21 protein-coding genes are annotated in these 19,720 nt (G+C 66.9%); 8 read left to right on the forward strand and 13 right to left on the reverse strand.

Annotation, left to right across the window (positions count from 1 at the left end):
• Positions 1 to 6: 6 nt before the first annotated feature.
• Together RSO01_RS40150 and apbC are read right to left on the reverse strand one after the other, a co-directional pair.
• A complete protein-coding gene (locus tag RSO01_RS40150) occupies positions 7 to 756 on the reverse strand; it encodes a class I SAM-dependent methyltransferase (RefSeq protein WP_170303727.1) in 750 nt (249 codons plus the stop codon).
• Positions 756 to 1,898 carry an iron-sulfur cluster carrier protein ApbC gene (apbC, locus tag RSO01_RS40155; protein WP_147156218.1) on the reverse strand — a complete coding sequence of 381 codons (1,143 nt, stop codon included), beginning with the start codon at positions 1,896 to 1,898 and terminating at the stop codon, positions 756 to 758. Before apbC ends, RSO01_RS40150 begins: the two co-directional genes overlap by 1 nt.
• Positions 1,899 to 2,037: 139 nt before the next feature.
• On the opposite strand from apbC, the gene hflK reads away from it, so the two are divergent.
• Positions 2,038 to 3,240 (forward strand): FtsH protease activity modulator HflK, encoded by a 1,203-nt coding sequence (gene hflK / locus RSO01_RS40160; protein WP_147156219.1) that lies wholly within the window; start codon positions 2,038 to 2,040, stop codon positions 3,238 to 3,240.
• Entirely contained in the window at positions 3,237 to 4,124 is an 888-nt protein-coding gene (gene hflC, locus RSO01_RS40165; RefSeq protein ID WP_147156220.1) for a protease modulator HflC, read from the forward strand. Before hflK ends, hflC begins: the two co-directional genes overlap by 4 nt.
• Here hflC and RSO01_RS49225 read toward each other — a convergent pair.
• Positions 4,082 to 4,507: a hypothetical protein gene (locus RSO01_RS49225; RefSeq protein ID WP_246159135.1), complete on the reverse strand. Its 426-nt coding sequence runs from the start codon at positions 4,505 to 4,507 to the stop codon at positions 4,082 to 4,084. The two genes, hflC and RSO01_RS49225, sit on opposite strands and share 43 nt — an antisense overlap.
• Between RSO01_RS49225 and RSO01_RS40170 the strand changes: the two genes are divergently transcribed.
• Positions 4,488 to 5,837: a Do family serine endopeptidase gene (locus tag RSO01_RS40170; RefSeq protein WP_246159137.1), complete on the forward strand. Its 1,350-nt coding sequence runs from the start codon at positions 4,488 to 4,490 to the stop codon at positions 5,835 to 5,837. The genes RSO01_RS49225 and RSO01_RS40170 overlap by 20 nt on opposite strands.
• Before the next feature lie 172 nt (positions 5,838 to 6,009).
• Here RSO01_RS40170 and nagA read toward each other — a convergent pair whose 3' ends face one another.
• Genes nagA through serB form a run of 4 tightly spaced genes read right to left on the reverse strand, consistent with a single transcriptional unit; the run spans position 6,010 to position 9,920 of the window.
• Entirely contained in the window at positions 6,010 to 7,146 is a 1,137-nt protein-coding gene (nagA, locus tag RSO01_RS40175; protein ID WP_147156222.1) for an N-acetylglucosamine-6-phosphate deacetylase, read from the reverse strand.
• Positions 7,143 to 8,012 (reverse strand): glucosamine kinase nucleotide-binding domain-containing protein, encoded by an 870-nt coding sequence (locus RSO01_RS40180; protein WP_147156223.1) that lies wholly within the window; start codon positions 8,010 to 8,012, stop codon positions 7,143 to 7,145. The genes nagA and RSO01_RS40180 overlap by 4 nt, the downstream gene beginning before the upstream one ends.
• Positions 8,013 to 8,037: 25 nt before the next feature.
• A complete protein-coding gene (locus tag RSO01_RS40185; RefSeq protein ID WP_147156224.1) occupies positions 8,038 to 9,042 on the reverse strand; it encodes an NADP-dependent oxidoreductase in 1,005 nt (334 codons plus the stop codon).
• A complete protein-coding gene (gene serB / locus RSO01_RS40190; protein WP_147156225.1) occupies positions 9,039 to 9,920 on the reverse strand; it encodes a phosphoserine phosphatase SerB in 882 nt (293 codons plus the stop codon). The genes RSO01_RS40185 and serB overlap by 4 nt, the downstream gene beginning before the upstream one ends.
• 49 nt (positions 9,921 to 9,969) lie before the next feature.
• Between serB and miaA the strand changes: the two genes are divergently transcribed.
• The 4 genes from miaA (at position 9,970) to RSO01_RS40210 (ending at position 14,034) form a co-directional block, all read left to right on the forward strand.
• Positions 9,970 to 10,896, forward strand: coding sequence for a tRNA (adenosine(37)-N6)-dimethylallyltransferase MiaA (miaA, locus tag RSO01_RS40195; RefSeq protein ID WP_147156226.1), 927 nt, complete (start codon positions 9,970 to 9,972; stop codon positions 10,894 to 10,896).
• Between the two features lie 111 nt (positions 10,897 to 11,007).
• A complete protein-coding gene (locus RSO01_RS40200; protein ID WP_147156227.1) occupies positions 11,008 to 12,777 on the forward strand; it encodes an acetolactate synthase 3 large subunit in 1,770 nt (589 codons plus the stop codon).
• A gap of 8 nt (positions 12,778 to 12,785) precedes the next feature.
• Positions 12,786 to 13,286: an acetolactate synthase small subunit gene (gene ilvN / locus RSO01_RS40205; RefSeq protein ID WP_147156228.1), complete on the forward strand. Its 501-nt coding sequence runs from the start codon at positions 12,786 to 12,788 to the stop codon at positions 13,284 to 13,286.
• Between the two features lie 121 nt (positions 13,287 to 13,407).
• Positions 13,408 to 14,034, forward strand: a complete 627-nt coding sequence (locus tag RSO01_RS40210; RefSeq protein ID WP_218037610.1) for a LysE family translocator — start codon at positions 13,408 to 13,410, stop codon at positions 14,032 to 14,034.
• Here the strand turns inward: RSO01_RS40210 and RSO01_RS40215 are convergent.
• Together RSO01_RS40215 and RSO01_RS40220 are read right to left on the reverse strand one after the other, a co-directional pair.
• Positions 14,015 to 14,557 carry a hypothetical protein gene (locus RSO01_RS40215; RefSeq protein WP_147156230.1) on the reverse strand — a complete coding sequence of 181 codons (543 nt, stop codon included), beginning with the start codon at positions 14,555 to 14,557 and terminating at the stop codon, positions 14,015 to 14,017. The genes RSO01_RS40210 and RSO01_RS40215 overlap by 20 nt on opposite strands.
• A gap of 32 nt (positions 14,558 to 14,589) precedes the next feature.
• The gene (locus RSO01_RS40220; protein WP_147156231.1) at positions 14,590 to 15,144 is read right to left on the reverse strand and encodes a hypothetical protein; all 555 of its coding nucleotides are present in this window, start codon (positions 15,142 to 15,144) and stop codon (positions 14,590 to 14,592) included.
• A gap of 98 nt (positions 15,145 to 15,242) precedes the next feature.
• On the opposite strand from RSO01_RS40220, the gene ilvC reads away from it, so the two are divergent.
• On the forward strand, positions 15,243 to 16,262 hold the full coding sequence (gene ilvC / locus RSO01_RS40225) for a ketol-acid reductoisomerase (RefSeq protein WP_147156232.1): 1,020 nt from the start codon (positions 15,243 to 15,245) through the stop codon (positions 16,260 to 16,262).
• Between the two features lie 142 nt (positions 16,263 to 16,404).
• Here the strand turns inward: ilvC and RSO01_RS40230 are convergent, their stop codons facing one another.
• The 4 genes from RSO01_RS40230 to RSO01_RS40245 are packed head-to-tail and all read right to left on the reverse strand — an operon-like array spanning position 16,405 to position 19,589.
• A complete protein-coding gene (locus tag RSO01_RS40230; protein WP_174825989.1) occupies positions 16,405 to 17,160 on the reverse strand; it encodes an SDR family oxidoreductase in 756 nt (251 codons plus the stop codon).
• A 5-nt stretch (positions 17,161 to 17,165) separates the two neighbouring features.
• Positions 17,166 to 17,924, reverse strand: coding sequence for an SDR family NAD(P)-dependent oxidoreductase (locus tag RSO01_RS40235; protein WP_147156234.1), 759 nt, complete (start codon positions 17,922 to 17,924; stop codon positions 17,166 to 17,168).
• Positions 17,921 to 18,751 carry a carbohydrate ABC transporter permease gene (locus tag RSO01_RS40240; RefSeq protein ID WP_218037611.1) on the reverse strand — a complete coding sequence of 277 codons (831 nt, stop codon included), beginning with the start codon at positions 18,749 to 18,751 and terminating at the stop codon, positions 17,921 to 17,923. The genes RSO01_RS40235 and RSO01_RS40240 overlap by 4 nt, the downstream gene beginning before the upstream one ends.
• Complete coding sequence (locus RSO01_RS40245) at positions 18,744 to 19,589, reverse strand: carbohydrate ABC transporter permease (protein ID WP_218037612.1); 846 nt, start codon at positions 19,587 to 19,589, stop codon at positions 18,744 to 18,746. The genes RSO01_RS40240 and RSO01_RS40245 overlap by 8 nt, the downstream gene beginning before the upstream one ends.
• Positions 19,590 to 19,720: the final 131 nt, after the last annotated feature.

The raw sequence follows: 19,720 nt of genomic DNA on the forward strand, positions 1-19,720 counted from the left end.
GTAAGACTATGAAGGACGAGCCAGGACGATGAACTCGCGGCTCGTTTCGGTCAGGGGCGAGCGGTCCCAGTCGCCGTACCAGGTCATCGGCGCCAACTCTGCCGCCACCAGCAGTCGCTTGAGGTGATCGAGATCGATGAAGCGGATGCGGCTGCGGCCGACCATCGTCTTGCCGGTGCGGACAAACCGATAGTGGGCGGCGAGGTTCACGATGCCGCTGTCCGGGTCGGCCTTCGCTTCGAAGAACTCCTCGACCTCTCCGTGGTCCGCCGTGACAGCGCTCCTGCGCCTGTCGGGCGTCCAGGACAGCCACGCCTTGCGCGCAGGGTTGCGGGTCTCGAAAGCGAGCAGGCCATCGTCGGCCAGGTGATCGCGGGCCGTTCGCAGGACGGCGACGGCGTCCTCGTCGGCCAACAAGGCCTGGAAGGCATGGCCGGTCATGTAGATCAGATCGAAGCACTGCGACAGCCGCATCGTTTGCCCCGCGCTCTTGATCCAGGAGACCCGCTCGGCGCCAGGCCGCGCTCTCGCCACGTCCAACATACCTTCCGCCGGATCGACCCCGGTCACAGCGAAGCCGTGCTCGGCAATCCGGCACGCCAGCAGGCCCGTGCCGCAGCCGAGGTCGAGGACACGCGCGCCGCTCTTCAGCGTGCGCGCCAGATCGAAATAGAAATCGTCGCAGATGTCCCAGCCATTGAAGTGGTCGTAGAGCGAGGCGAAGAGGGAATCCTCGAACACCTCATCGGCCGCCACTAACGCACCACGATCCTCGGCGCCGCGCGCGGGCCACGCTGGTTGGCGGTGAGCTGCTTCCACACCCGGCCGGCAATGTTCTTGTAGATCTGGGCGTACTGGCTGTCGGGCTGGGAGACGACGATGGGATGGCCCGAATCCGAGGTCGTGCGAATGTCGAGATGCAACGGCACCTCGCCCAGGAACGGCACGCCGAGCTTCTCGGCTTCCTCGCGCGCGCCGCCATGGCCGAAGATCTCGGCGCGCTCGCCGCAATGCGGGCAGAGATAGAAGCTCATGTTCTCGACGAAGCCCAGCACCGGCACCGCGACTTTGCGGAACATGTTGAGGCCCTTGCGCGCATCGACCAGGGCGATGTCCTGCGGCGTCGACACGATCACGGCACCGGCCAACGCCACGCGCTGCGCCAAGGTGAGCTGCGCATCGCCCGTGCCCGGCGGCATGTCGACCACCAACACGTCGAGCTCGCCCCACTGCACATCGCGCAGCATCTGCTCGAGCGCGCTCGACACCATGGGGCCGCGCCAGATCATCGGCGTGTCCTCGTTGACGATGTAGCCGATAGACATGGTCTTGAGACCGTACCGCTCGATCGGCTTCAGCGCCTTGCCGTCGACCGATTCAGGCTTGTCCTTGACGTTGAGCATGCGCGGCATCGACGGGCCGTAGATGTCGGCGTCGAGCAGGCCGGTCGCCACGCCATTGGCGGCGAGCCCGAGAGCCAGGTTCACCGCCGTCGTCGACTTGCCGACGCCGCCCTTGCCCGAGGCCACGGCGATGATGTGCTTCACGCCCGGCACGTCGATGCGCCCGCCGCCGCCAGTGGTCTTGCCGCCTGGAGCTGCATGGCCGTGGCCATGCGCGTGCGTCGCAGGTGCAGCCGATGGCGCCGGCCGCTCGGAGGTCATCACCGCCGTTGCCGACAGCACGCCCGGCATGGCCCGAACGGCCTGTTCGCACGCCTGACGCAGAGGCTCCAGGGCGGTGCCGCGGGCGGGGTCGACATCGAGGGTCACCGCGACATGGCCGCCGCGCACGGCGATGCCGCCCACCATGCCCTGCGCCACGACGCTCTTTGCAGTCGCCGGATCGATGACGGTCTCGAGGACCTTGCGGACGGCCGATTCGGTGATTTCAGCCATGGGGGCTCGTTTCCGTCATATCGCAATATTGTGTCGCCGCTTGATTGCGGGTGTTGCTGCCGTCACATATATGCAGCGCGACCTGAAATCAAAGCCGACAATATGCCGAGCAGGCGGCCTTGCGGCCCTGAGGTGAAAGATGGCGTGGAACAACAACAGCGGCGGCCCCTGGGGCGGCGGCGGTGGCGGCGGTGGTAACGGCGGCGGGCCTTGGGGCGGCGGTGGCGGCAATCGCGGCGGCGGTGGCGGGCCGTTCGGCTCGCGCCGGCCGCCTGACATGGAAGACGTCATCCGCAAGGGCCAGGAGCGGCTGAAGAACCTCATCCCCGGCGGCTTCGGTACCTACAAGGGCATCGTGCTGGTCGTGCTGTTGGGCGTGGTGATCTGGCTCGTGACCGGCTTCTTCCGCGTCCAGCCCAACCAGCAGGCCATCCAGCTCGTGTTCGGCAAGCCCTACGGCAAGCCGGTCGAGCCCGGCCTGCACTACAACCTGCCCAGCCCGATCGGCAATGTCGTGGTGGTCAACGTCCAGGACCAGCGCCGCGTCGTCATCGGCTCGCGCGGCGGACAGGATCGCTCGACGACCTATACCCGTGGCGGCCCGCGGCCGACCTCGACCGAGAACCTGATGCTGACCGGCGACGAGAACATCGTCGACATCGAGTTCGCCGTGTTGTGGCAGATCAAGGACGTCTTCAAGTACGCCTTCGACGTGCGCAATCCGGAGGAGAACGTGCGCGCCGGTGCCGAGGCCGCAATGCGCGAGGTCATCGGCCGGTCGAACCTGCAATATGCCCAGACCGAGGGCCGCAGCCGCATCGAACAGGACGCCAAGGACCTGCTGCAGCGCATCCTCGACGAGTATGGACTGGGCGTCCGCATCTCCAACGTCCAGCTCCTGCGCGTCGACCCGCCACAAGAGGTCATCGCGGCGTTCCGCGACGTGCAGGCGGCGCGCGCCGACAAGGAGAAGAGCATCAACGAGGCGAACACCTATCGAAACCAGGTGCTGCCGCGGGCAAAGGGCGAAGCCGAATCGATCATCCAGCGCGGCGAGGCCTACAAGGCCGAGGTCATCGCCCGGGCGAGCGGTGACGCCCAGCGCTTCGATCAGGTGTACGAGCAGTGGGCCAAGGCCAAGGACATCACGACCGAGCGGCTCTACCTCGACACCATGGAAGAGGTACTGCGCAACGTGAACAAGGTCATGATCGACAAGAATTCGGCCGGCGGCGCTGGCGGTGTCATTCCCTACCTGCCGCTGCCTGAATTGAAGTCCGGCCAGCCGGCGCCATCGGCGGCGCCACGCACCGCTCCTCCGGCTCCGGGGGCGACGCGATGAGCAACCGTGCGATTGTCGCGCTGATCGCGATCGCGGTCGCCATCTTCCTGGTGACCCAGACCTTCTACACCGTCGACCCGACCAAGCAGGTGCTGGTGCGCCAGTTCGGCGCCATTGTCGGCGACCCCAAGACCGAGCCCGGCCTCTACGCCAAGCTCCCTCTGATCCAGGACATCCAGCGCATCGACCGCCGGCTGCTCGACTACGAAGCCGAGGAGTTCGAGATCATCGCCGGCGACCAGAAGCGCCTCGTGGTCGATGCCTATGCCCGCTACAAGATCACGAACGCCAAGACCTTCGCCCAGACCGTGCCGGGTGGGGAACCGGCTCTGCGCGGGTTGCTCGATTCGCTGATCAACTCCGAGATCCGCGGCGTGTTGAGCTCGGTGCCGCTTCACGCCGTGCTGACCGACCGACGTGAAAGCCTGATGGACGACATCACCAAGCGGGTGAACGCGAAGACCAGGGACTTGGGCGTCGATACGGTGGACGTGCGCATCAAGCGTGCAGATTTGCCGCAGGCCAACTCCCAGTCGGTCTATAACCGCATGAAGACCGACCGCGAGCGCGAAGCCGGTCAGTTGCGCGCCGAGGGCGACGAGGAGAAGGCCCGCATCACGGCCACGGCCGACCGCGAAGTCGCCGTCATCAAGGCCGATGCCGGGCTGAAGGCCCAGGTCCTGAAGGGCGAAGCCGACGCCGAGGCCACGAAGATCTATGCCCTGGCCTTCAACAAGGATAAGGATTTTTATGCCTTCTACCGGCGTATGGAGGCCTACAAACAAGCCTTCGGCGCCGGCGGATCGACCATGATCCTGAGCCCGGACACCGACTTCTTCCGCTATTTCAACGATCCGTCCGGGCTGCCGGCGGCCAAGAAGTAGCGCTGGAAAACGGGCGACAAAAACCGTACCGACGGCGTTGTGGCAGTCCTGCAACGCCGCCGGTCGATTTTTCGCAAAGGCCGGGGAAAAGCCGACACAATCAGCAACATCAACACCTCTTTATTTGCGCCACAATCTGCCGCCATGTAGACAGGAACTCGAACGCGCGGCGCCGGCCGTTCCGATCCGTTGAGGCCTGAGCGCCGTTGGAGGTCGGACGTGATTCTCACTGATTTTCCTGGTGTTTTGAGATCCGCCGCCGTCGTGGCGGCAGTATCGCTTGGCTTGGCATTGGCGCAGCCCGCCGTGGCGCAGCCGGCGCGAAACGCGCCCGACAGCTTCGCCGAACTGGTGGACAAATTGATGCCGACGGTGGTCAACATCACCACCACCCAGAACGTGCCTCAGCAGGGTCCCCGGCTGCGTGACATGCCGCAGCTGCCGCCCGGCTCGCCGTTCGAGGAACTCTTCAAGGAATTCTTCGACAAGCGCGGCGGCGAGGAGCAGAAGCGCCGCGGCACGTCGCTCGGCTCCGGGTTCGTGATCGATCCCGACGGCTACATCATCACCAACAACCACGTCATCCAGGGTGCCGAGGACATCACGGTCATCTTCCGTGACGATACCCAGCTCAAGGCCAAGCTGATCGGCTCCGACAGCCGCATCGACGTGGCGCTGCTAAAGGTCGAGCCGCCGAGCAAGAAGCCGATGGCGGCCATCAAGTGGGGCGATTCCGACAAGGAGCGCGTCGGCGACTGGGTGATCGCGATCGGCAACCCGTTTGGCCTCGGCCATTCGGTGACCGCCGGCATCATCTCGGCGCGCGGCCGCTCGCTGAACGATTCTCTGGACGACTACCTGCAGACCGACGCCGCCATCAACAAGGGCAACTCCGGTGGCCCGCTGTTCAACGCGCAGGGCGAGGTGATCGGCGTCAACACCGCGATCTATTCGCCGTCGGGCGTCAATGCCGGCCTCGCCTTCTCGATCCCGTCCAACCTGGTGAAGCAGGTCGCCGACCAGCTGCGTGAGTTCGGCCGCGTCAAGCGCGGCTGGGTGGGCGTGAGCTACCAGAGCGTCACCGACGACATCGCCGACAGCTTCGGCCTCGACCGCGCCCGCGGCGTGCTGGTCGCCAACGTCGTGGCCGACGGCCCGGCGGCCAAGGCGGGCCTCAAGCGCAACGACATCATCCTGAGCTTCTCCGGCCAGGACGTGCTCGACCTGCGCCGCTTCCCGCGGCTGGTCGCCAATGCCCGCGTCGGCAGCACGGTCGACGTCGTGGTCTGGCGCGGCGGCAAGGAAGTGCCGCTGAAGCTGCGCATCGGCGAGCAGGAGGACGAGGGCAAGACGAACGCCGCGGCCAAGGGCGGCGACAAGAAGCCCGCTGAGCCTGACCAGCCCGTCGTCTCGACCGTCGAGCAGCTCGGCCTCACCCTGCAGAAGGTCACCGACCAGCTACGCGAGAAGTACGGCCTGTCCGACCAAGTGAAGGGCGTCGTCATCACCAAGGTGACCCCCAACAGCCCGGCGGCCGAGAAGCAGCTCCAGGCGGGTGATGTCATCCTCGAGGTCGACCAGAAGCCGGTCACCACCCCCCAGGAGGTCACCGATCTCGTGGGCAAGCTTCAGCAGGCCAAGAAGCGCTCGGTCCTGCTGTTCGTCGAACGCCAGGGCGATCCCCGGTTCGCGGCGCTCAGGCTGACGAAGTAATCTTGCCGGAGCGCGGACCTCCAGGTCCGCTCATGTTCTTCCGAAGCGAGCCTCTGGCTCGCTCAGGATCTATGAGCGCGCCGGGAGGCGCGCGGTCCGGAAGGTGAAGACCATGAGCGGACCTGGAGGTCCGCGCTCCGATGACGCGCCACTGGAGTGGCGCGCCCCCAGCTTAAGAGCCGATCCACGTGCGGCGGACCGTGAGGTCCGCCCCAAGGTGCACGATATCGGCGACGTGGCCGCGCACGAGGCGGCCATGCTTGTCGTCGAGGCGCAGGAATTTGGCCGGGTAGAGCGCCGCCATCCTGAGCGCCTCCTCCAGCGGCAGCTTCAGCACGTCGACGCAGAACCTCACCGCGGTCGCCATGTCGAGATGAGCGCCGGCCAGCACCTCCGCGCCGCTCGGGTCGGTCCAGGTCAGGCGATCGCCGCGTCGGTCGATCGTGCGCTCGCCCAGCCTGAAGGAGGTCGCGGCCGAGCCGACGGTCGGCATGGCGTCTGTCACCAGGAAGAGCCGTCCCGGCGCCCGCTTGGCACGCAGCGCGATCGACAGCGCCGATGGCGCGACGTGCAGCCCGTCGGCGATGATCCCGCACCACACCGCGCCGGCGTCGAGGCCCGCCCCGACCAGGCCGGCGGCACGGCCCTGCAACGGGCTCATGGCATTGAAGAGATGCGTCACACCGGTCGCTCCCGCGTCGAACAGCGCCATCGCCTGTTCGTAGGTCGCGTCGGAGTGGCCGAGGCTCACGATCACGCCCCCATCGACCAGACGTCTCACCTGCGCGGGCTCGACCTGCTCGGGCGCGACGGTGACCACCAGGCGCCCGATGTCGGCGGACAGCAGCATCTCGACATCGGCATCGGTCATGCGCCGCATGAATCGCGGGTCGTGGACGCCCTTGCGGGCCGGTGCGAGGTGCGGGCCCTCCAGGTGCAGGCCCGCGACGCCCGGACCGGCATGGCGAACGGCGGCCAACGCGGCGCGCGTGGTCTCTGTGCTCGTCGTCACCAGCGTCGGCAGCAGGCGGCAGGTGCCGAAGGTGCGATGGGCGGCGGCGATTGCGTCCATCGCCGCGGCCGTCGGTGTGTCGTTGAGCAATACGCCGCCGCCGCCGTTGACCTGGGCGTCGATGAAGCCCGGCACCAGCATGCCGCCATCGATCCGCTGCACGGCCGCATCGGCCGGCAGGTCGGATTGCGACGCGATGCCCATGATCGCGCCGTCACGGATGAGCACGGCCGCCCCGTCGTGCCAGCGGTCGCCGTCGAAGATGCGCGCGCCGGTGAGGGCGGTGATACCGGTCATGTGCCGACCATCTTGCGGGCCAAGTCGATGGCACCGGACAGGGCGTCGCGCTGGGCGGGCACCAGGATGCGCGCCAGGCGCCGAGGCAGCCGGCTCGCATAGGCGTCGGCCAGACCGCCGGTCAGGGCGATGCGTTTCGCGCCCAGGGCGATCATGCGATCGAGCAGCCGGGTGACGTCGGCGACAGCATCGGCGACCAGCCGCCGGGCGACGGGATCGGCCTTGTCGGAGCAGGCAAAGACCAGGGGCGCGAGCTCGCCCCAGTGGCTCGGGGTCGCGGCCATGGCCCATGCTCGCATCTTCGACGGGTCGTTGTCGAAGCGGCGCATGATGCGGCGCGTGAGCGGCGAGGGCGCGATCACGCGCTGGTGCGCCGCCAGGGCCTGGCGCGCGGCCGCATGTCCGACGACTGCGCCTGAGCCGAGGTCCGAGATCAGGAAGCCGTCGCCGCTGACGCGCTCGAGCTTGCCGCGCCGGCGCACGAGGCCGTTGCTCCCGGTACCGAGGATGAGCACGCCGCCATCGCGACCCTCGTGAGCGCCGATGCACGCCGTCTCGGCGTCGCCGCGAATGGTGACGGACGCGAAGCCGAAGCGGCGTGCCGCCATCTTGCGGGCTTGCGCAGGATCGTCGGCGCCTGCGATTCCCATCCCGGCATGGGTACGCCGCATCGCCGCCCGGCCGAGTCCGGCCTCGGCGAAAGCCTCGGCGCTCGCCGCCATGATCGCCCGATGGGCCTTGTCGATGCCCCAGGTCAGATTGGCGGGACCGCCTCGACCCGATCCCAGGACGTTGCCATCGGCATCGACGAGGCGCGCCCGGCAATGGGTGCCGCCGGCGTCGATTCCGAGGAAGAGCTCGTTCATCTGACAGGCGAATTTGAGCCGGACATCAGGCGATTCTTACCACCAGCTTGCCGAAGTTCTCGCCCTTAAGCAGACCCATGAAGGCTGCCGGTGCGCCGGCGAGGCCGTCGACGACGGTCTCGCGGCTCTTGAGCTTGCCTTCCTTCACCAGCCCGCCGACCTCGTTCACGAAGTCGGCCATCAGCGCAATGTGGTCGGAGACGATGAAGCCCTGCAAGGTCAGCCGCCGTTGCACGATGGTGAACATCTTCGGCGGTCCGGCCATCGGCGTCTGGTCCTGGTACTCCGAGATCGCGCCACAGAAGGCGACGCGGCCGAAATTGTTCAGCCGCTCGAATACGGCATGGAAGATCCTGCCGCCGACATTCTCGAAGTCGGCATCGATGCCCTGCGGGCAGAGCTTGTCGAGCACGGCGCCGACATCGTGCTCGGTCTTATGGTTGAAGCAGGCGTCGTAGCCTGCCTCGCGCACCGCCCAGGCGCACTTGTCTTCGCCGCCGGCGCAACCGACGACGCGCGCGCCGGCAAGCTTGGCGAGCTGGCCCGCGACCTGGCCGACCGCGCCGGTCGCCGCCGACACGAACACCGTCTCGCCGGCCTTGGGCTTGCAGATGTGCCGGATGCCGTACCAGGCGGTGAAGGAGGGCATGCCGAGCACGCCGAGATGGGCCGACAAGGGCGCCAGCGCAGGATCGATCTTGCGCAAACCCTTGCCGTCGTGGAGCGTGTGGCTCGCCCAGTTCAGCATGCCGATCACCGTGTCGCCCTTGGCGAAGCGCGGGTTCTTGGAATCGACCACCTCGCCGACCGAGCCGCCGGTCAACGGCTTGCCGAGCTCGAAGGGCGGCGTGTAGGAGCGCAGCTCGGTCATGCGCGGCCGCATGTAGGGATCGAGCGACAGGAAGCGCGAGCGCACCAGGACCTCGCCGTCGGCCAGCACGGGCAGGGTCACCTTCTCCTCGCGGAAGCAGTCGGCGGTCACGTCGCCCGCCGGACGCTTGGCGAGCACGATCTGGACGGCGTCTGTCATGGGTCGGTCCTTTCGACGAATTCGGTTCGGCGGTAGCCCTGCAGGTAGAGCAGCGCGGTGAGATCGCCATGGTCGATGCGCGCCGCCACTTCGGCCGCGACCGCGGGCTTGGCGTGGAAGGCGACGCCCAGGCCCGCCGCCTTCAGCATCGGCAGGTCGTTGGCGCCGTCGCCCACGGTCACGGCGTCGGCCGGCGAAAACCCGCGCTCGGCCGCCAGGCGCTGCAGGGTGGCGAGCTTGGCCTCCTTGCCCAGGATCGGCAGATCGACCGTGCCGGCAAGCGTGCGGCCATCGTGCTGTAGGCCATTGGCGGCATGGGAATCGAAGCCCAGCGCCTTGTGCACCAAGGCGGTGAAATGAGTGAAGCCGCCGGATACCAGCGCGCAATGGCCATCGTGCTTCTTCATGGTGGCGACCAGTGTCGCGCCGCCCGGCATGTAGCGGATGCGCTTGGCCGCCTCGTCGAGCTTGGCCACATCGAGCCCCTTCAACAACGCGACCCGTTCGTTCAGCGCGCCAGCGAAGTCGATCTCGCCGTTCATTGCGCGCGCGGTGATGCCGGCGATCTTCTCGCGCAGGCCTAAAAAATCGGCCAGCTCGTCCAGCATCTCGTTTTCGATCATGGTCGATTCCATGTCGGCCACCAGCAGCTTCTTGCGCCGCCCCGCCGACGGCACGACCACGGCATCGATTGCAGCCATCGCGACCGGCCGTGCCTCGCCGTCGAAGGGAATGTCGCAGGCGATCTCGGGTGCCAGCCACTGGGGCGTGCCGACGCTGGCGCCCTGCGCCTGAAGCACGGCAACGGCGTTCCTGATGGCGCCATCGTTGAGCGCGGGATGCGCCGCGCTCGAGATCAGGACGAGGACGTTTTTCACGCTCCGGCTCTAGCGGCGGCCCGGTGGATTTGCAAACAATTCGCCCGCCATGGCTCAGCAACAGGTTCTCGTCATCACCGGCCCGACCGCCAGCGGCAAGTCGGCGTTGGCGCTCGCCGTTGCCGCGGGGCACGGCGGCACGGTGATCAATGCCGACGCCATGCAGACTTACGATGCCTTTCCGATCCTGACGGCGCAGCCGACGGCCGAGGAACGACAGAGCGTGCCGCATGCGCTCTACGGCGTGCTGCCGCTCAGCGAGACCCTGTCGGCGGCGCGCTGGCGCGACCTCGCCTCGGCCGAGATCGAACGCTGCCTCACGGCGGGCCGCATGCCCGTGCTGTGCGGCGGCTCGGGCCTCTATCTCCGGACGCTGATGCACGGGATCGCCGCCATCCCCGACGCGCCGGACGGCCTGCGCGACCAGGCCAACGCCGAGTGGAAGGCGATGGGCGCGGAGGCGTTTCGCGCGCGGCTGGCGGAGAAGGACTCGGCGATCGTCGAACGGCTGAAGCCCGGAGATCGCCAGCGCCATGTCCGCGCCTGGGAAGTCTGGCTGGCGACCGGCCGGCCGCTCAGCATCTGGCAGAAGGGCGAGGGCCAGCCGCCGCCTTGGCGGTTCGCCACCGTCCTGCTCGCGCCGGAGCGCGGCTGGCTCAGGGCGCGCATCGAGACGCGCTTCGACGCCATGCTGAAGATGGGCGTGCTCGACGAGGTGCGCGCCGTGTTCGACCAAAAGCCCGACGCACGCTGGCCCGGCCTCAAGGCGCACGGCGCCCCGGAGCTGTTCGCGCATTTCCGCGGCGAGCTGACGCTGGAGGATGCGCGCCGGATCGGCATCGATCACACGCGCCAATACGCCAAGCGCCAGATGACGTGGTTTCGGCACCAGATGACACCAGATGTGGTAGTCGATCCGACGACCGACCTGGGCTTGGAGCAAACTGAGAAATTATTGACCAAAATCGAGACCTGAAACTTTACGTTTCGTGCGATTCCGGTTGATTCCTCCCGACCCGGCCTATACTTTCCGCCCGCCGCAAAACCCCCGTTTTGCGGCACATTTGTCAGAGAGGAGACCCGTGTCATGAAGCCCGAGGAGTCCGCCACGACTGGCGCCGATCTGCTGGTGAAAGCCCTGATCGACGAGGAAGTCGAGGTCGTCTTCGGCTATCCGGGCGGCGCGGTCCTTCCGATCTACGACTCCCTCTTCAAGCAGAACCGGCTGCGCCACATCCTGGTGCGCCATGAGCAGGCGGCCGTGCATGCGGCCGAGGGCTATGCGCGCTCGACCGGCAAGGTCGGCGTGGTGCTGGTGACCTCGGGCCCCGGCGCGACCAACGCCGTGACCGGCCTCACCGACGCCCTGATGGATTCGGTGCCGATCGTCTGCCTGACCGGCCAGGTGCCGACGCACCTGATCGGCAACGACGCCTTCCAGGAAGCCGACACGACCGGCATCACCCGGCCCTGCACCAAGCACAACTACCTGGTGAAGGCGGTCGGCGATCTGGCGCGCGTCGTCCACGAGGCCTTTTATGTCGCCCGGTCGGGCCGGCCCGGACCGGTCGTCATCGACCTGCCCAAGGACGTGCTGATGAACAAGCACGACTACGTGGCGCCCAAGAAGCCGGTGCAGCACAAGAGCTACCGCCCGCAGGTCAAGCCCGACCCGAAGAAGGTCGAGGAGGCGATCGAGCTGATCGCCGGCGCCAAGCGGCCGATCTTCTATGCCGGCGGCGGCATCGTGAACGCCGGGCCGAAGGCTTCCAAGCTGCTCACGCAGTTCGTGCACATGACGGGCTATCCCATCACCAACACGCTGATGGGGCTCGGCACCTTCCCGGCGAGCGACAAGCAGTTCCTGGGCATGCTGGGCATGCACGGCACCTACGAAGCCAATCTGGCGATGTATCACTGCGACGTGATGATCAACATCGGCGCGCGCTTCGACGACCGCATCACCGGCAAGCTCACCGAGTTCTCGCCCAAGTCGAAGAAGATCCACGTCGACATCGATCCCAGCTCGATCAACAAGAACGTGCGTGTCGACTTGGCCGTAGTGGGCGATGCCGGCCACGTGCTGGAAGAGATGATCCGCGTGTGGAAGGCGAGGCAACCCAAGGTCGATCACAAGGCGCTGAAGGCGTGGTGGGCCGAGATCGACAAGTGGCGCGAGCGCAACTGCCTCGCCTACAAGCAGGACAAGGAGACGATCAAGCCGCAATACGCGCTGGAACGCCTCTATCACCACATCAAGGACCGCGACCACTACATCACCACCGAAGTGGGCCAGCATCAGATGTGGGCGGCGCAGTTCCTGAAGTTCGAGCAGCCCAACCGCTGGATGACCTCGGGCGGGCTCGGCACTATGGGCTACGGCTTCCCGTCGGCGATGGGCGTGCAGATCGCCCATCCCGATGCGCTCGTCATCGACGTGGCGGGCGAGGCCTCGATCATGATGAACATCCAGGAGCTCTCGACGGTGGCGCAGTACCGGCTGCCGGTGAAGATCTTCATCCTGAACAACCAGTACATGGGCATGGTTCGGCAGTGGCAAGAGCTGCTGCATGGCGGCCGCTATTCCGAGAGCTACATGGAATCGCTGCCCGACTTCGTGAAGCTCGCCGAGGCGTTCGGCGCCGTCGGCCTGCGCTGCCACGAACCCGACAAGCTCGACGACACGATCCAGCAGATGATCGCCATCAAGAAGCCGGTGGTCGTCGACGTGCTGGTCGACAAGACCGAGAACTGCTTCCCGATGATCCCGTCGGGCGCGGCGCACTACGACATGCTGCTGGGGCCTGACGACCGCGCCGCCAAGCCGGTGTCGGAGGAAGGCATGGTGCTGGTGTGAACGCACCCATGATCGCTTCCAGCCATACGATCTCGGTGCTGGTCGATAACGAGCCCGGGATCCTGGCGCGCGTGGTCGGCCTGTTCTCGGGCCGCGGCTACAACATCGAGAGCCTGACCGTGGCCGAGACCGACGCCAAGGAGAACCTCTCGCGCATCACCATCGTGACGGCGGGCACGCCCATGGTGATCGAGCAGATCAAGGCCCAGCTCGACCGCCTGGTGCCGGTCCACAAGGTGCGCGATCTCACCGTCGAAGGTCCGCACATCGAGCGCGAGCTCGCCCTGGTGAAGGTCAAGAGCTCGGGCGACAAGCGCGTCGAGGCGCTGCGTCTCGCCGATGTGTTCCGCGCCAAGGTGATCGACGCCAAGATGGATTCCTTCGTCTTCGAGGTCACCGGCAACTCCGACAAGGTCCAGACATTCATCGGCCTGATGGAGGGCCTCGGCCTGGTCGATGTCGGCCGCACCGGCATCGTCGCCATGTCACGCGGCGGCGACGCGCTGTGATTTCCGTCGTCTCGACCGGAGCGCGAAGCGCGGAGCGGAGAGACCTCGTCTCCACGATTTGCCGGCAAGTCGGGGAGAGAAGGCCCCTCGGCTTCGCTTCGCTACGCTCGGGGCGACGGTAGTGGACTACGCCGTCGTACTGCTGGGCCTCGCCGTCGTCCATCTGCTGGCGGTGGCGAGCCCCGGGCCCTCGACGGTGCTGGTGATCCAGACCGCGGCGATCGTCGGCCGGCGCGGCGGACTTTTAGCGGCCTTCGCCATGATGGTGGGGGCGCTCGCCTGGGCCGCGGCGGCGCTCTACGGCCTGCAGGCGCTGTTCGCCCAGTTCGAATGGCTCTACGTCGCCTTCCGCATAGGCGGCGCGTTGTTCCTGATCTATCTCGCCGTCATGATCTGGCGGCACGCGAAGGATCCGCTGCCCGAGATCGCGGTCGACCGTACGGCGCACATGACCGGCTGGCAGGGTTTCATGCGCGCCCTGCTGCTGCAGCTCAGCAACCCCAAGATCATGGTGTTCTTCGGCAGCATCTTCCTGTCGGTGCTGCCGCAGAACACACCCGGCTGGATGGACGGTGCGGTGCTGGCGATCGTGGCGGTGAACGAGTTCTGCTGGTTCGCCCTGCTGGCGTTGCTGTTCTCGGGCGGGCCGGCGCGGGCTTTCTACCGCCGCGCCAAGGTCTGGATCGACCGCGTCATGGGCGGCGTGCTGGCGGCCCTCGGCCTTCGCCTCATTCTCGCAGACCGATGATCGAGGTGACGCGACCCTCGACCTCGGCGAGGTTGGCCGGCGTGCTCTGCAGCACGAACAGCGCCTGCGTACGGCCGGCGAAGCTCAACGGGTTACCGCTTTCCCGCTCGGCCATCTCGTAGAAGAACGTGCCGCCGGGCCGGCAGCTCCAGGTCGGGCTCAGGCCCTGGACGTAGGAGCCGGGATGGCGCAGGCAGACCTGGGTGACCATTCGGCCGCTGGCGTCGGGCACCGTGTTGACCTGCCATTCGCCGGCGAAGATGCGGCTCTGACCGACCACCCAGGCGTAGTCCTTGCCGTCCGCCGAGGAGTAGTGGATCTGCGCCGGGCCACCACCGCGCGTCCACAGCCAGGTCTTGTTGCTCATGGCGCGCTGGGCGGCGTCGGGCGTGGAGTTGTCGATGGCGCCCTGGATCTGCGGCATCGGCACCGCAGGACCGACAGGCGCGGCCGGATCGGGATTGGAGCAGGCTGCCAGGGCAGCGGAGATCACGAGGGTAGCGAAGAGGTGGGAACGAAACATGGAGGGACGCTGCCGTGTCCCGATCCGCTTGTCTAGCGATTGGCTGCGGGATTGGCGCGCGCCTTGAGCTGCGTGATCGTGAGGTTGCTGAGCGTCAGCGCAAACGGCGCTTGCGTGCGGCCCGCCAGGCCGAGCACATCGCCGTCGACCCGCTCGGGAATCCAATGGAAGACCGAGCCCGCGGCGCGGCAATACCATTGGTCGCCGGCGGTCTTGGATATGGGATGGACCGGATCGCCCGGATAGCGCAGGCAAAGCCGCGTGACCGTCTGGCCCTTGCTGTCGGTCGCGGTCTCGATCCGCCATTCGCCGGCCAGGATGCGCTCCTCGCCGCGAAACCAGGCGAAATCCCTGCCGTCCGGCGCCGAATAATGGATGTGCTGGCCGGAGCTGCTTTCGGTGCTGCGCCAGGTCTTGCCGCTGATGAAAGCCTCAGCCTGCTGCGGCGTGGTCGTGGCGTTGGCGGTGTCGATCGCCCGCATCGTGTTCGTGCCGTCGCGGCTGCCGGATACTGAGGAGCTGTACCAACATCCGGCCAGGGACAGTGAAGCGGCCGCGGCGAGCAGCGGGAAACGAAGAGCGGTCATGCGTGGGAAGCGGATTCCAGGCTGGTCATTGCAGGCCGGGTTGTCTAGTAAGCCCCCGTTCAATGGCCAGACGCACACTGCCAGGAGGAATTGGCCCCATGCGTGTCTACTACGATCGCGATGCCGATGTGAACCTGATCAAGGGCAAGAAGGTCCTGGTCGTCGGTTACGGCAGCCAGGGCCACGCCCATGCGATGAACCTGCGCGATTCGGGCGTCAAGGATGTGCGTATTGCGCTGAAGGCCGGCTCGGCCACGATCAAGAAGGCCGAGGGTGCGGGCTTCACGGTGATGAGCCCGGCCGACGGTGCCAAGTGGGCCGACATCGTCATGGTGCTGACGCCGGACGAGCTGCAGTCCGACATCTACAATGCCGATCTCGCGCCGAACATGCGTCCGGGCTCGGCGCTCGCTTTCGCGCACGGCCTCAACGTGCACTTCAACCTGATCACGCCGCGGGCCGACATCGACGTGTTCATGATCGCGCCCAAGGGTCCGGGCCACACCGTGCGCTCGGAGTACCTGCGTGGCGGCGGCGTGCCCTGTCTGGTGGCGGTGGCGCAGAACTCGTCGGGCAATGCCCTCGAGATCGGGCTCAGCTATTCGTCGGCGATCGGCGGCGGCCGCGCCGGCACCATCGAGACCACCTTCAAGGAAGAGTGCGAGACCGATCTGTTCGGCGAGCAGGTGGTACTGTGCGGCGGCCTGGTCGAGCTGATCAAGGCCGGCTACGAGACGCTGGTCGAGGCGGGCTATGCGCCGGAAATGGCCTACTTCGAGTGCCTGCACGAGGTGAAGCTGATCGTCGACCTCATCTTCGAGGGCGGCATCGCCAACATGAACTACTCGATCTCCAACACCGCCGAGTACGGCGAGTACGTGTCGGGTCCGCGCATCGTCACCGCCGAGACCAAGGCCGAGATGAAGCGCGTGCTGGCCGACATCCAGTCGGGCCGCTTCGCGCGCGACTGGATGCTGGAGAACAAGGTCAACCAGGCCTCGTTCAAGGCCATGCGCAAGCGGATGTCGGAGCACCCGATCGAGGAGATCGGCGTCAAGCTGCGCGCCATGATGCCGTGGATCAAGGAAAAGGCGCTGGTCGACAAGACGCGCAACTGATCTTCGCTGGGCGCGCGCCACTCCAGTGGCGCGTCATGGTCTTCCGGACCGCGAGCCTCCGGCTCGCTCATGAGCGCGCTGGAAGCGCGCGGTCCAAAAGAGCTGAGAAGACGCGCCACTGGAGTGGCGCGCCCCCAGCCCGCTAGATGATGTAGCCGCCGCCGGCCGCGTCGACCATGGCGCCGGTGATGAAAGACGCCTCGTCGGACAGCAGCCACAGGATCGTCTCGGCGATCTCGTGGCCCTCGCCGACGCGGTGCATGGGAATCGACTCCTCGATGCGGGCGCGGAAGGCGGGTTCCGCGAGTGCCTTCTCGGTCATCTCGCTCAACACCATGCCCGGCCGGACCGCGTTGACGCGGACGCCCTCGGCCGCTGCCTCGCGGGCGAAGCCCTTGGTGAAGGAATCGACCGCGCCCTTGGTCGCCGCGTAGGCGCTGGAGCCCAGCCGGCCGCCGATCGTCGAGGCCATCGACGAGACATTGACGATGGCGCCGCCCTTGCCGCCGTTCCTGGTCGACATGCGCTTCGCGGCCTCGCGGCAACACAACATCAGCCCGATAGCGTTGATCGCGAAGAGATTCGCAAGCCGCGCTGCGTCGTATTCGTCGACCCGCGTGCGGTATCCAATGCCTGCGCTGTTGACGAGATGGGTGATCGGACCGAGCGCCCGCTCTGTCGCCGCGAACAGCCGCACGATGTCGGCCTCGTTTGCCATGTCCGCGGGCAGGGCGACGGCGCTTCCGCCCGCCGCCTCGATGTCGGCCACGATCTGCTTGGCTTGCGTGTCGCGCGAGCGGTAGTTGACCGCGACCTTGTAGCCGCGTTTCGCCGCGCGACGCGCGGTCTCGGCGCCAATGCCCGAGGCTCCGCCGGTGATCAGGAGGATTTTCGTCATTGAGCTCATTGCTTTCCGAACACGAAGCCGCCGCCGGACGCGTCGAGCGTGACCCCGGAGATGAAGCTCGCTTCGTCAGACAGCAGCCAGACGATGGCGTTGGCGATCTCCTCGGCCTGGCCGACGCGGCCCATGGCGATGGTCGATTCGATCGCCTCGCGCGTCTCGCGATCAGACAGCGTCTTCTCGGTCATCTCCGTCTCGATCATGCCGGGCCGCAGCGAGACGGCGCGGATGCCTTCGAGCGCCACATCCTTGGCGAAGCCCATGGTGAAGGAGTCGACCGCGGCCTTGCTTGCGGCATAGGCCGCAGCGCCCGGCCGGCCGCCGATGGTGCCGGCCATCGACGAGACGTTGACGACCACGCCGCCTTCGCCGCCGCGCTTGGTCGACATGCGGCGCGCCGCTTCCCGGCAGCACAGCATCAGGCCGACCGTGTTCACGGTGAACAGTCTCTCCAGGGCGCCCGCATCGAAATCCGCCACGCGTGAGTTGAGGCCGATGCCGGCGCTGTTCACCAGATGCGTGATCGGCCCGAGCGCCTTCTCGGCAGCGTCGAACAGGCTCAGGATATCGGCTTCACGTGAAACGTCCGCCGGCAACGCGATCGCCTGGCCGCCCGTGCCGGTGATGTCCGCCACGACCTTCTTCGCCTGCGCGTCGCGCGAGCGGTAGTTGATGGCAACCTTGTGGCCGCGCCGGGCGGCAAGCTTCGCGGTCGCCGCGCCAATGCCGCTGGCGCCGCCGGTGATCAGCAGGGTCATCCTTTCAACGCTCCTCCGGTCAGACCATGCACGAGATAGCGCCTGACGAGGAAGGAGAAGATCAGCACTGGCAGCATGATCATGGTGCCGCCGGCGGCGATGCGGCCCCATTCCCAGCCTTCGTAGTTCATGAAGTTCACGACGGCGACCGGCGCGGTCATGGCCTCGGTGCGGGTCAGGATCAGGGCGAAGAAGAAGTCGTTCCAGGCAAACAGGAAGCAGAGGATGGCGGTGGCGGCGAGCCCCGGCCCGGAGAGCGGCAGGATGATGCGATAAAAGCCCTGCCACATGGTGGCGCCGTCGATCCAGGCGGCCTCCTCCAGCGAGCGCGGCAGCTGGTCGTAGAACGGCCGCATCATCCAGATCACCAGCGACAGGTTGAAGGTGAGGTAGATGATGATGAGGCCCGTCAGCGTGTCCAAGAGCTCGAGGTGCCGGTAGACCAGGAAGTAGGGGATGGTGAAGGCGATCGGCGGGGCCATGCGGCTGGCCAGGATCCACAGGGTGATCGTGCCGCCGGCGCGGGTGGTCCAGCGCGACAGGGCGTAGGCCGCCGGCACGCCGATCAAGAGCGACAGCACCGTCGAGACCACGCCCACGATCAGGCTGTTGGCGAAGGAGTTGCGGAAGTCCGACGTCCACAGGGCAGCGTAGTTGGCCCAGGTCGCCTCGAAGAGGACCCGTGGCGGGAAGCGGAAGATCTCGGCGTTGGTCTTGAACGACATCAGGACCAGCCAGAGGAAGGGCGACAGCGCCAGCAGCGCGAGCACGATCGCCAGGGCGTGCATCAGGAAGCGGTCGCGGGCGCGCGACGACTTGCTAGTCAATGCGCGCTCCCCAGCCGACGACGCGCACGATCACCCAGCTCAGCACGATGGTCGCGGCCAGCAGCACCACGGTGATGGCGCTGGAGAAGCCCAGGTAGGAGAAATTGAAGGCCTGCAGGTAGGAGTAGTAGTTCGTGACCTCGGTGAGGTTGCCCGGCCCGCCGTCGGTCAGGATGAAGATCAGCGGGAAGGCCTTGATCGAATCGATCAGCCGGAACAGCCCGGCGACCAGCAGCACGCCCTGGACGAAGGGCAGCGTGATGAACCAGGTGAGCTGCCAAGGCGAGGCGCCGTCGACCTTGGCGGCGTCCAGAAGCTCCTGCGGCATCATCTGCAGGGCGGCCAGCACCATCAGCATGGTGAAGGGGAACCATTCCCAGGTGTCGGCGATGATGATCGAGGTCAGCGCCCACTGGGGATCGGTGATCAGCGCCGGCACGTTCCAGCCCAAAGCTCGGAACAGGCCGTGCATGGGGCTGATGTCGGGCGTGTAGATCACTTTCCAGATGATGGCGACGACGATCGGCGGCAGCACCATGGGGATCAGGAACACCGTGCGCAGCGCCTCGAGGAGCCGCGTGCGCATGTTGAGCAGCAGGGCGAGGCCGAGCCCTATCAGGAGCTGCAGCAGCACCGTCCAGAAGGAGAGCTTGATCTGGACCCAGATGGAGTTGTGGAAGCGCGTGTCGGCCCAGAGCTGGCGGTAGCTCTCCAACGGCTGCGAGAAGTCCCACAGCGTCTCGGGCCGCGTCAGGTTGAGCGGCGTGAAGCTGGTGGCCAGCAGATAGAGCGACGGCAGCAAGGTGATGATCGCCAGCACCGCGAGCGACGGCGCCACGCAGAAGGCGAAGAAGCGGTGTTGCTGTTTGGCTATCCTGCCCAGCGTCGCACTTCTTTCCCTCGACGGGTTCTTGCTCCTCTCCCCCGCTTGGGGGAGAGGATGGGAGAGGGGGTGACGCACGTCGATTT

The sequence above is a fragment of the Reyranella soli genome, assembly GCF_007992495.1.
Lineage (GTDB): Bacteria > Pseudomonadota > Alphaproteobacteria > Reyranellales > Reyranellaceae > Reyranella > Reyranella soli.

Excerpts from the sequence above, each read along its gene's own strand:
- apbC (WP_147156218.1), bottom strand. The coding sequence starts at position 1,898 with ATGGCTGAAATCACCGAATCGGCCGTCCGCAAGGTCCTCGAGACCGTC.
- hflK (WP_147156219.1), top strand. The coding sequence starts at position 2,038 with ATGGCGTGGAACAACAACAGCGGCGGCCCCTGGGGCGGCGGCGGTGGC.
- hflC (WP_147156220.1), top strand. The coding sequence starts at position 3,237 with ATGAGCAACCGTGCGATTGTCGCGCTGATCGCGATCGCGGTCGCCATC.
- RSO01_RS40170 (WP_246159137.1), top strand. The coding sequence starts at position 4,488 with ATGCCGACGGTGGTCAACATCACCACCACCCAGAACGTGCCTCAGCAG.
- RSO01_RS49225 (WP_246159135.1), bottom strand. The coding sequence starts at position 4,507 with ATGTTGACCACCGTCGGCATCAATTTGTCCACCAGTTCGGCGAAGCTG.
- nagA (WP_147156222.1), bottom strand. The coding sequence starts at position 7,146 with ATGACCGGTATCACCGCCCTCACCGGCGCGCGCATCTTCGACGGCGAC.
- RSO01_RS40180 (WP_147156223.1), bottom strand. The coding sequence starts at position 8,012 with ATGAACGAGCTCTTCCTCGGAATCGACGCCGGCGGCACCCATTGCCGG.
- RSO01_RS40185 (WP_147156224.1), bottom strand. The coding sequence starts at position 9,042 with ATGACAGACGCCGTCCAGATCGTGCTCGCCAAGCGTCCGGCGGGCGAC.
- miaA (WP_147156226.1), top strand. The coding sequence starts at position 9,970 with ATGGCTCAGCAACAGGTTCTCGTCATCACCGGCCCGACCGCCAGCGGC.
- RSO01_RS40200 (WP_147156227.1), top strand. The coding sequence starts at position 11,008 with ATGAAGCCCGAGGAGTCCGCCACGACTGGCGCCGATCTGCTGGTGAAA.
- ilvN (WP_147156228.1), top strand. The coding sequence starts at position 12,786 with ATGATCGCTTCCAGCCATACGATCTCGGTGCTGGTCGATAACGAGCCC.
- RSO01_RS40215 (WP_147156230.1), bottom strand. The coding sequence starts at position 14,557 with ATGTTTCGTTCCCACCTCTTCGCTACCCTCGTGATCTCCGCTGCCCTG.
- RSO01_RS40220 (WP_147156231.1), bottom strand. The coding sequence starts at position 15,144 with ATGACCGCTCTTCGTTTCCCGCTGCTCGCCGCGGCCGCTTCACTGTCC.
- ilvC (WP_147156232.1), top strand. The coding sequence starts at position 15,243 with ATGCGTGTCTACTACGATCGCGATGCCGATGTGAACCTGATCAAGGGC.
- RSO01_RS40230 (WP_174825989.1), bottom strand. The coding sequence starts at position 17,160 with ATGACGAAAATCCTCCTGATCACCGGCGGAGCCTCGGGCATTGGCGCC.
- RSO01_RS40235 (WP_147156234.1), bottom strand. The coding sequence starts at position 17,924 with ATGACCCTGCTGATCACCGGCGGCGCCAGCGGCATTGGCGCGGCGACC.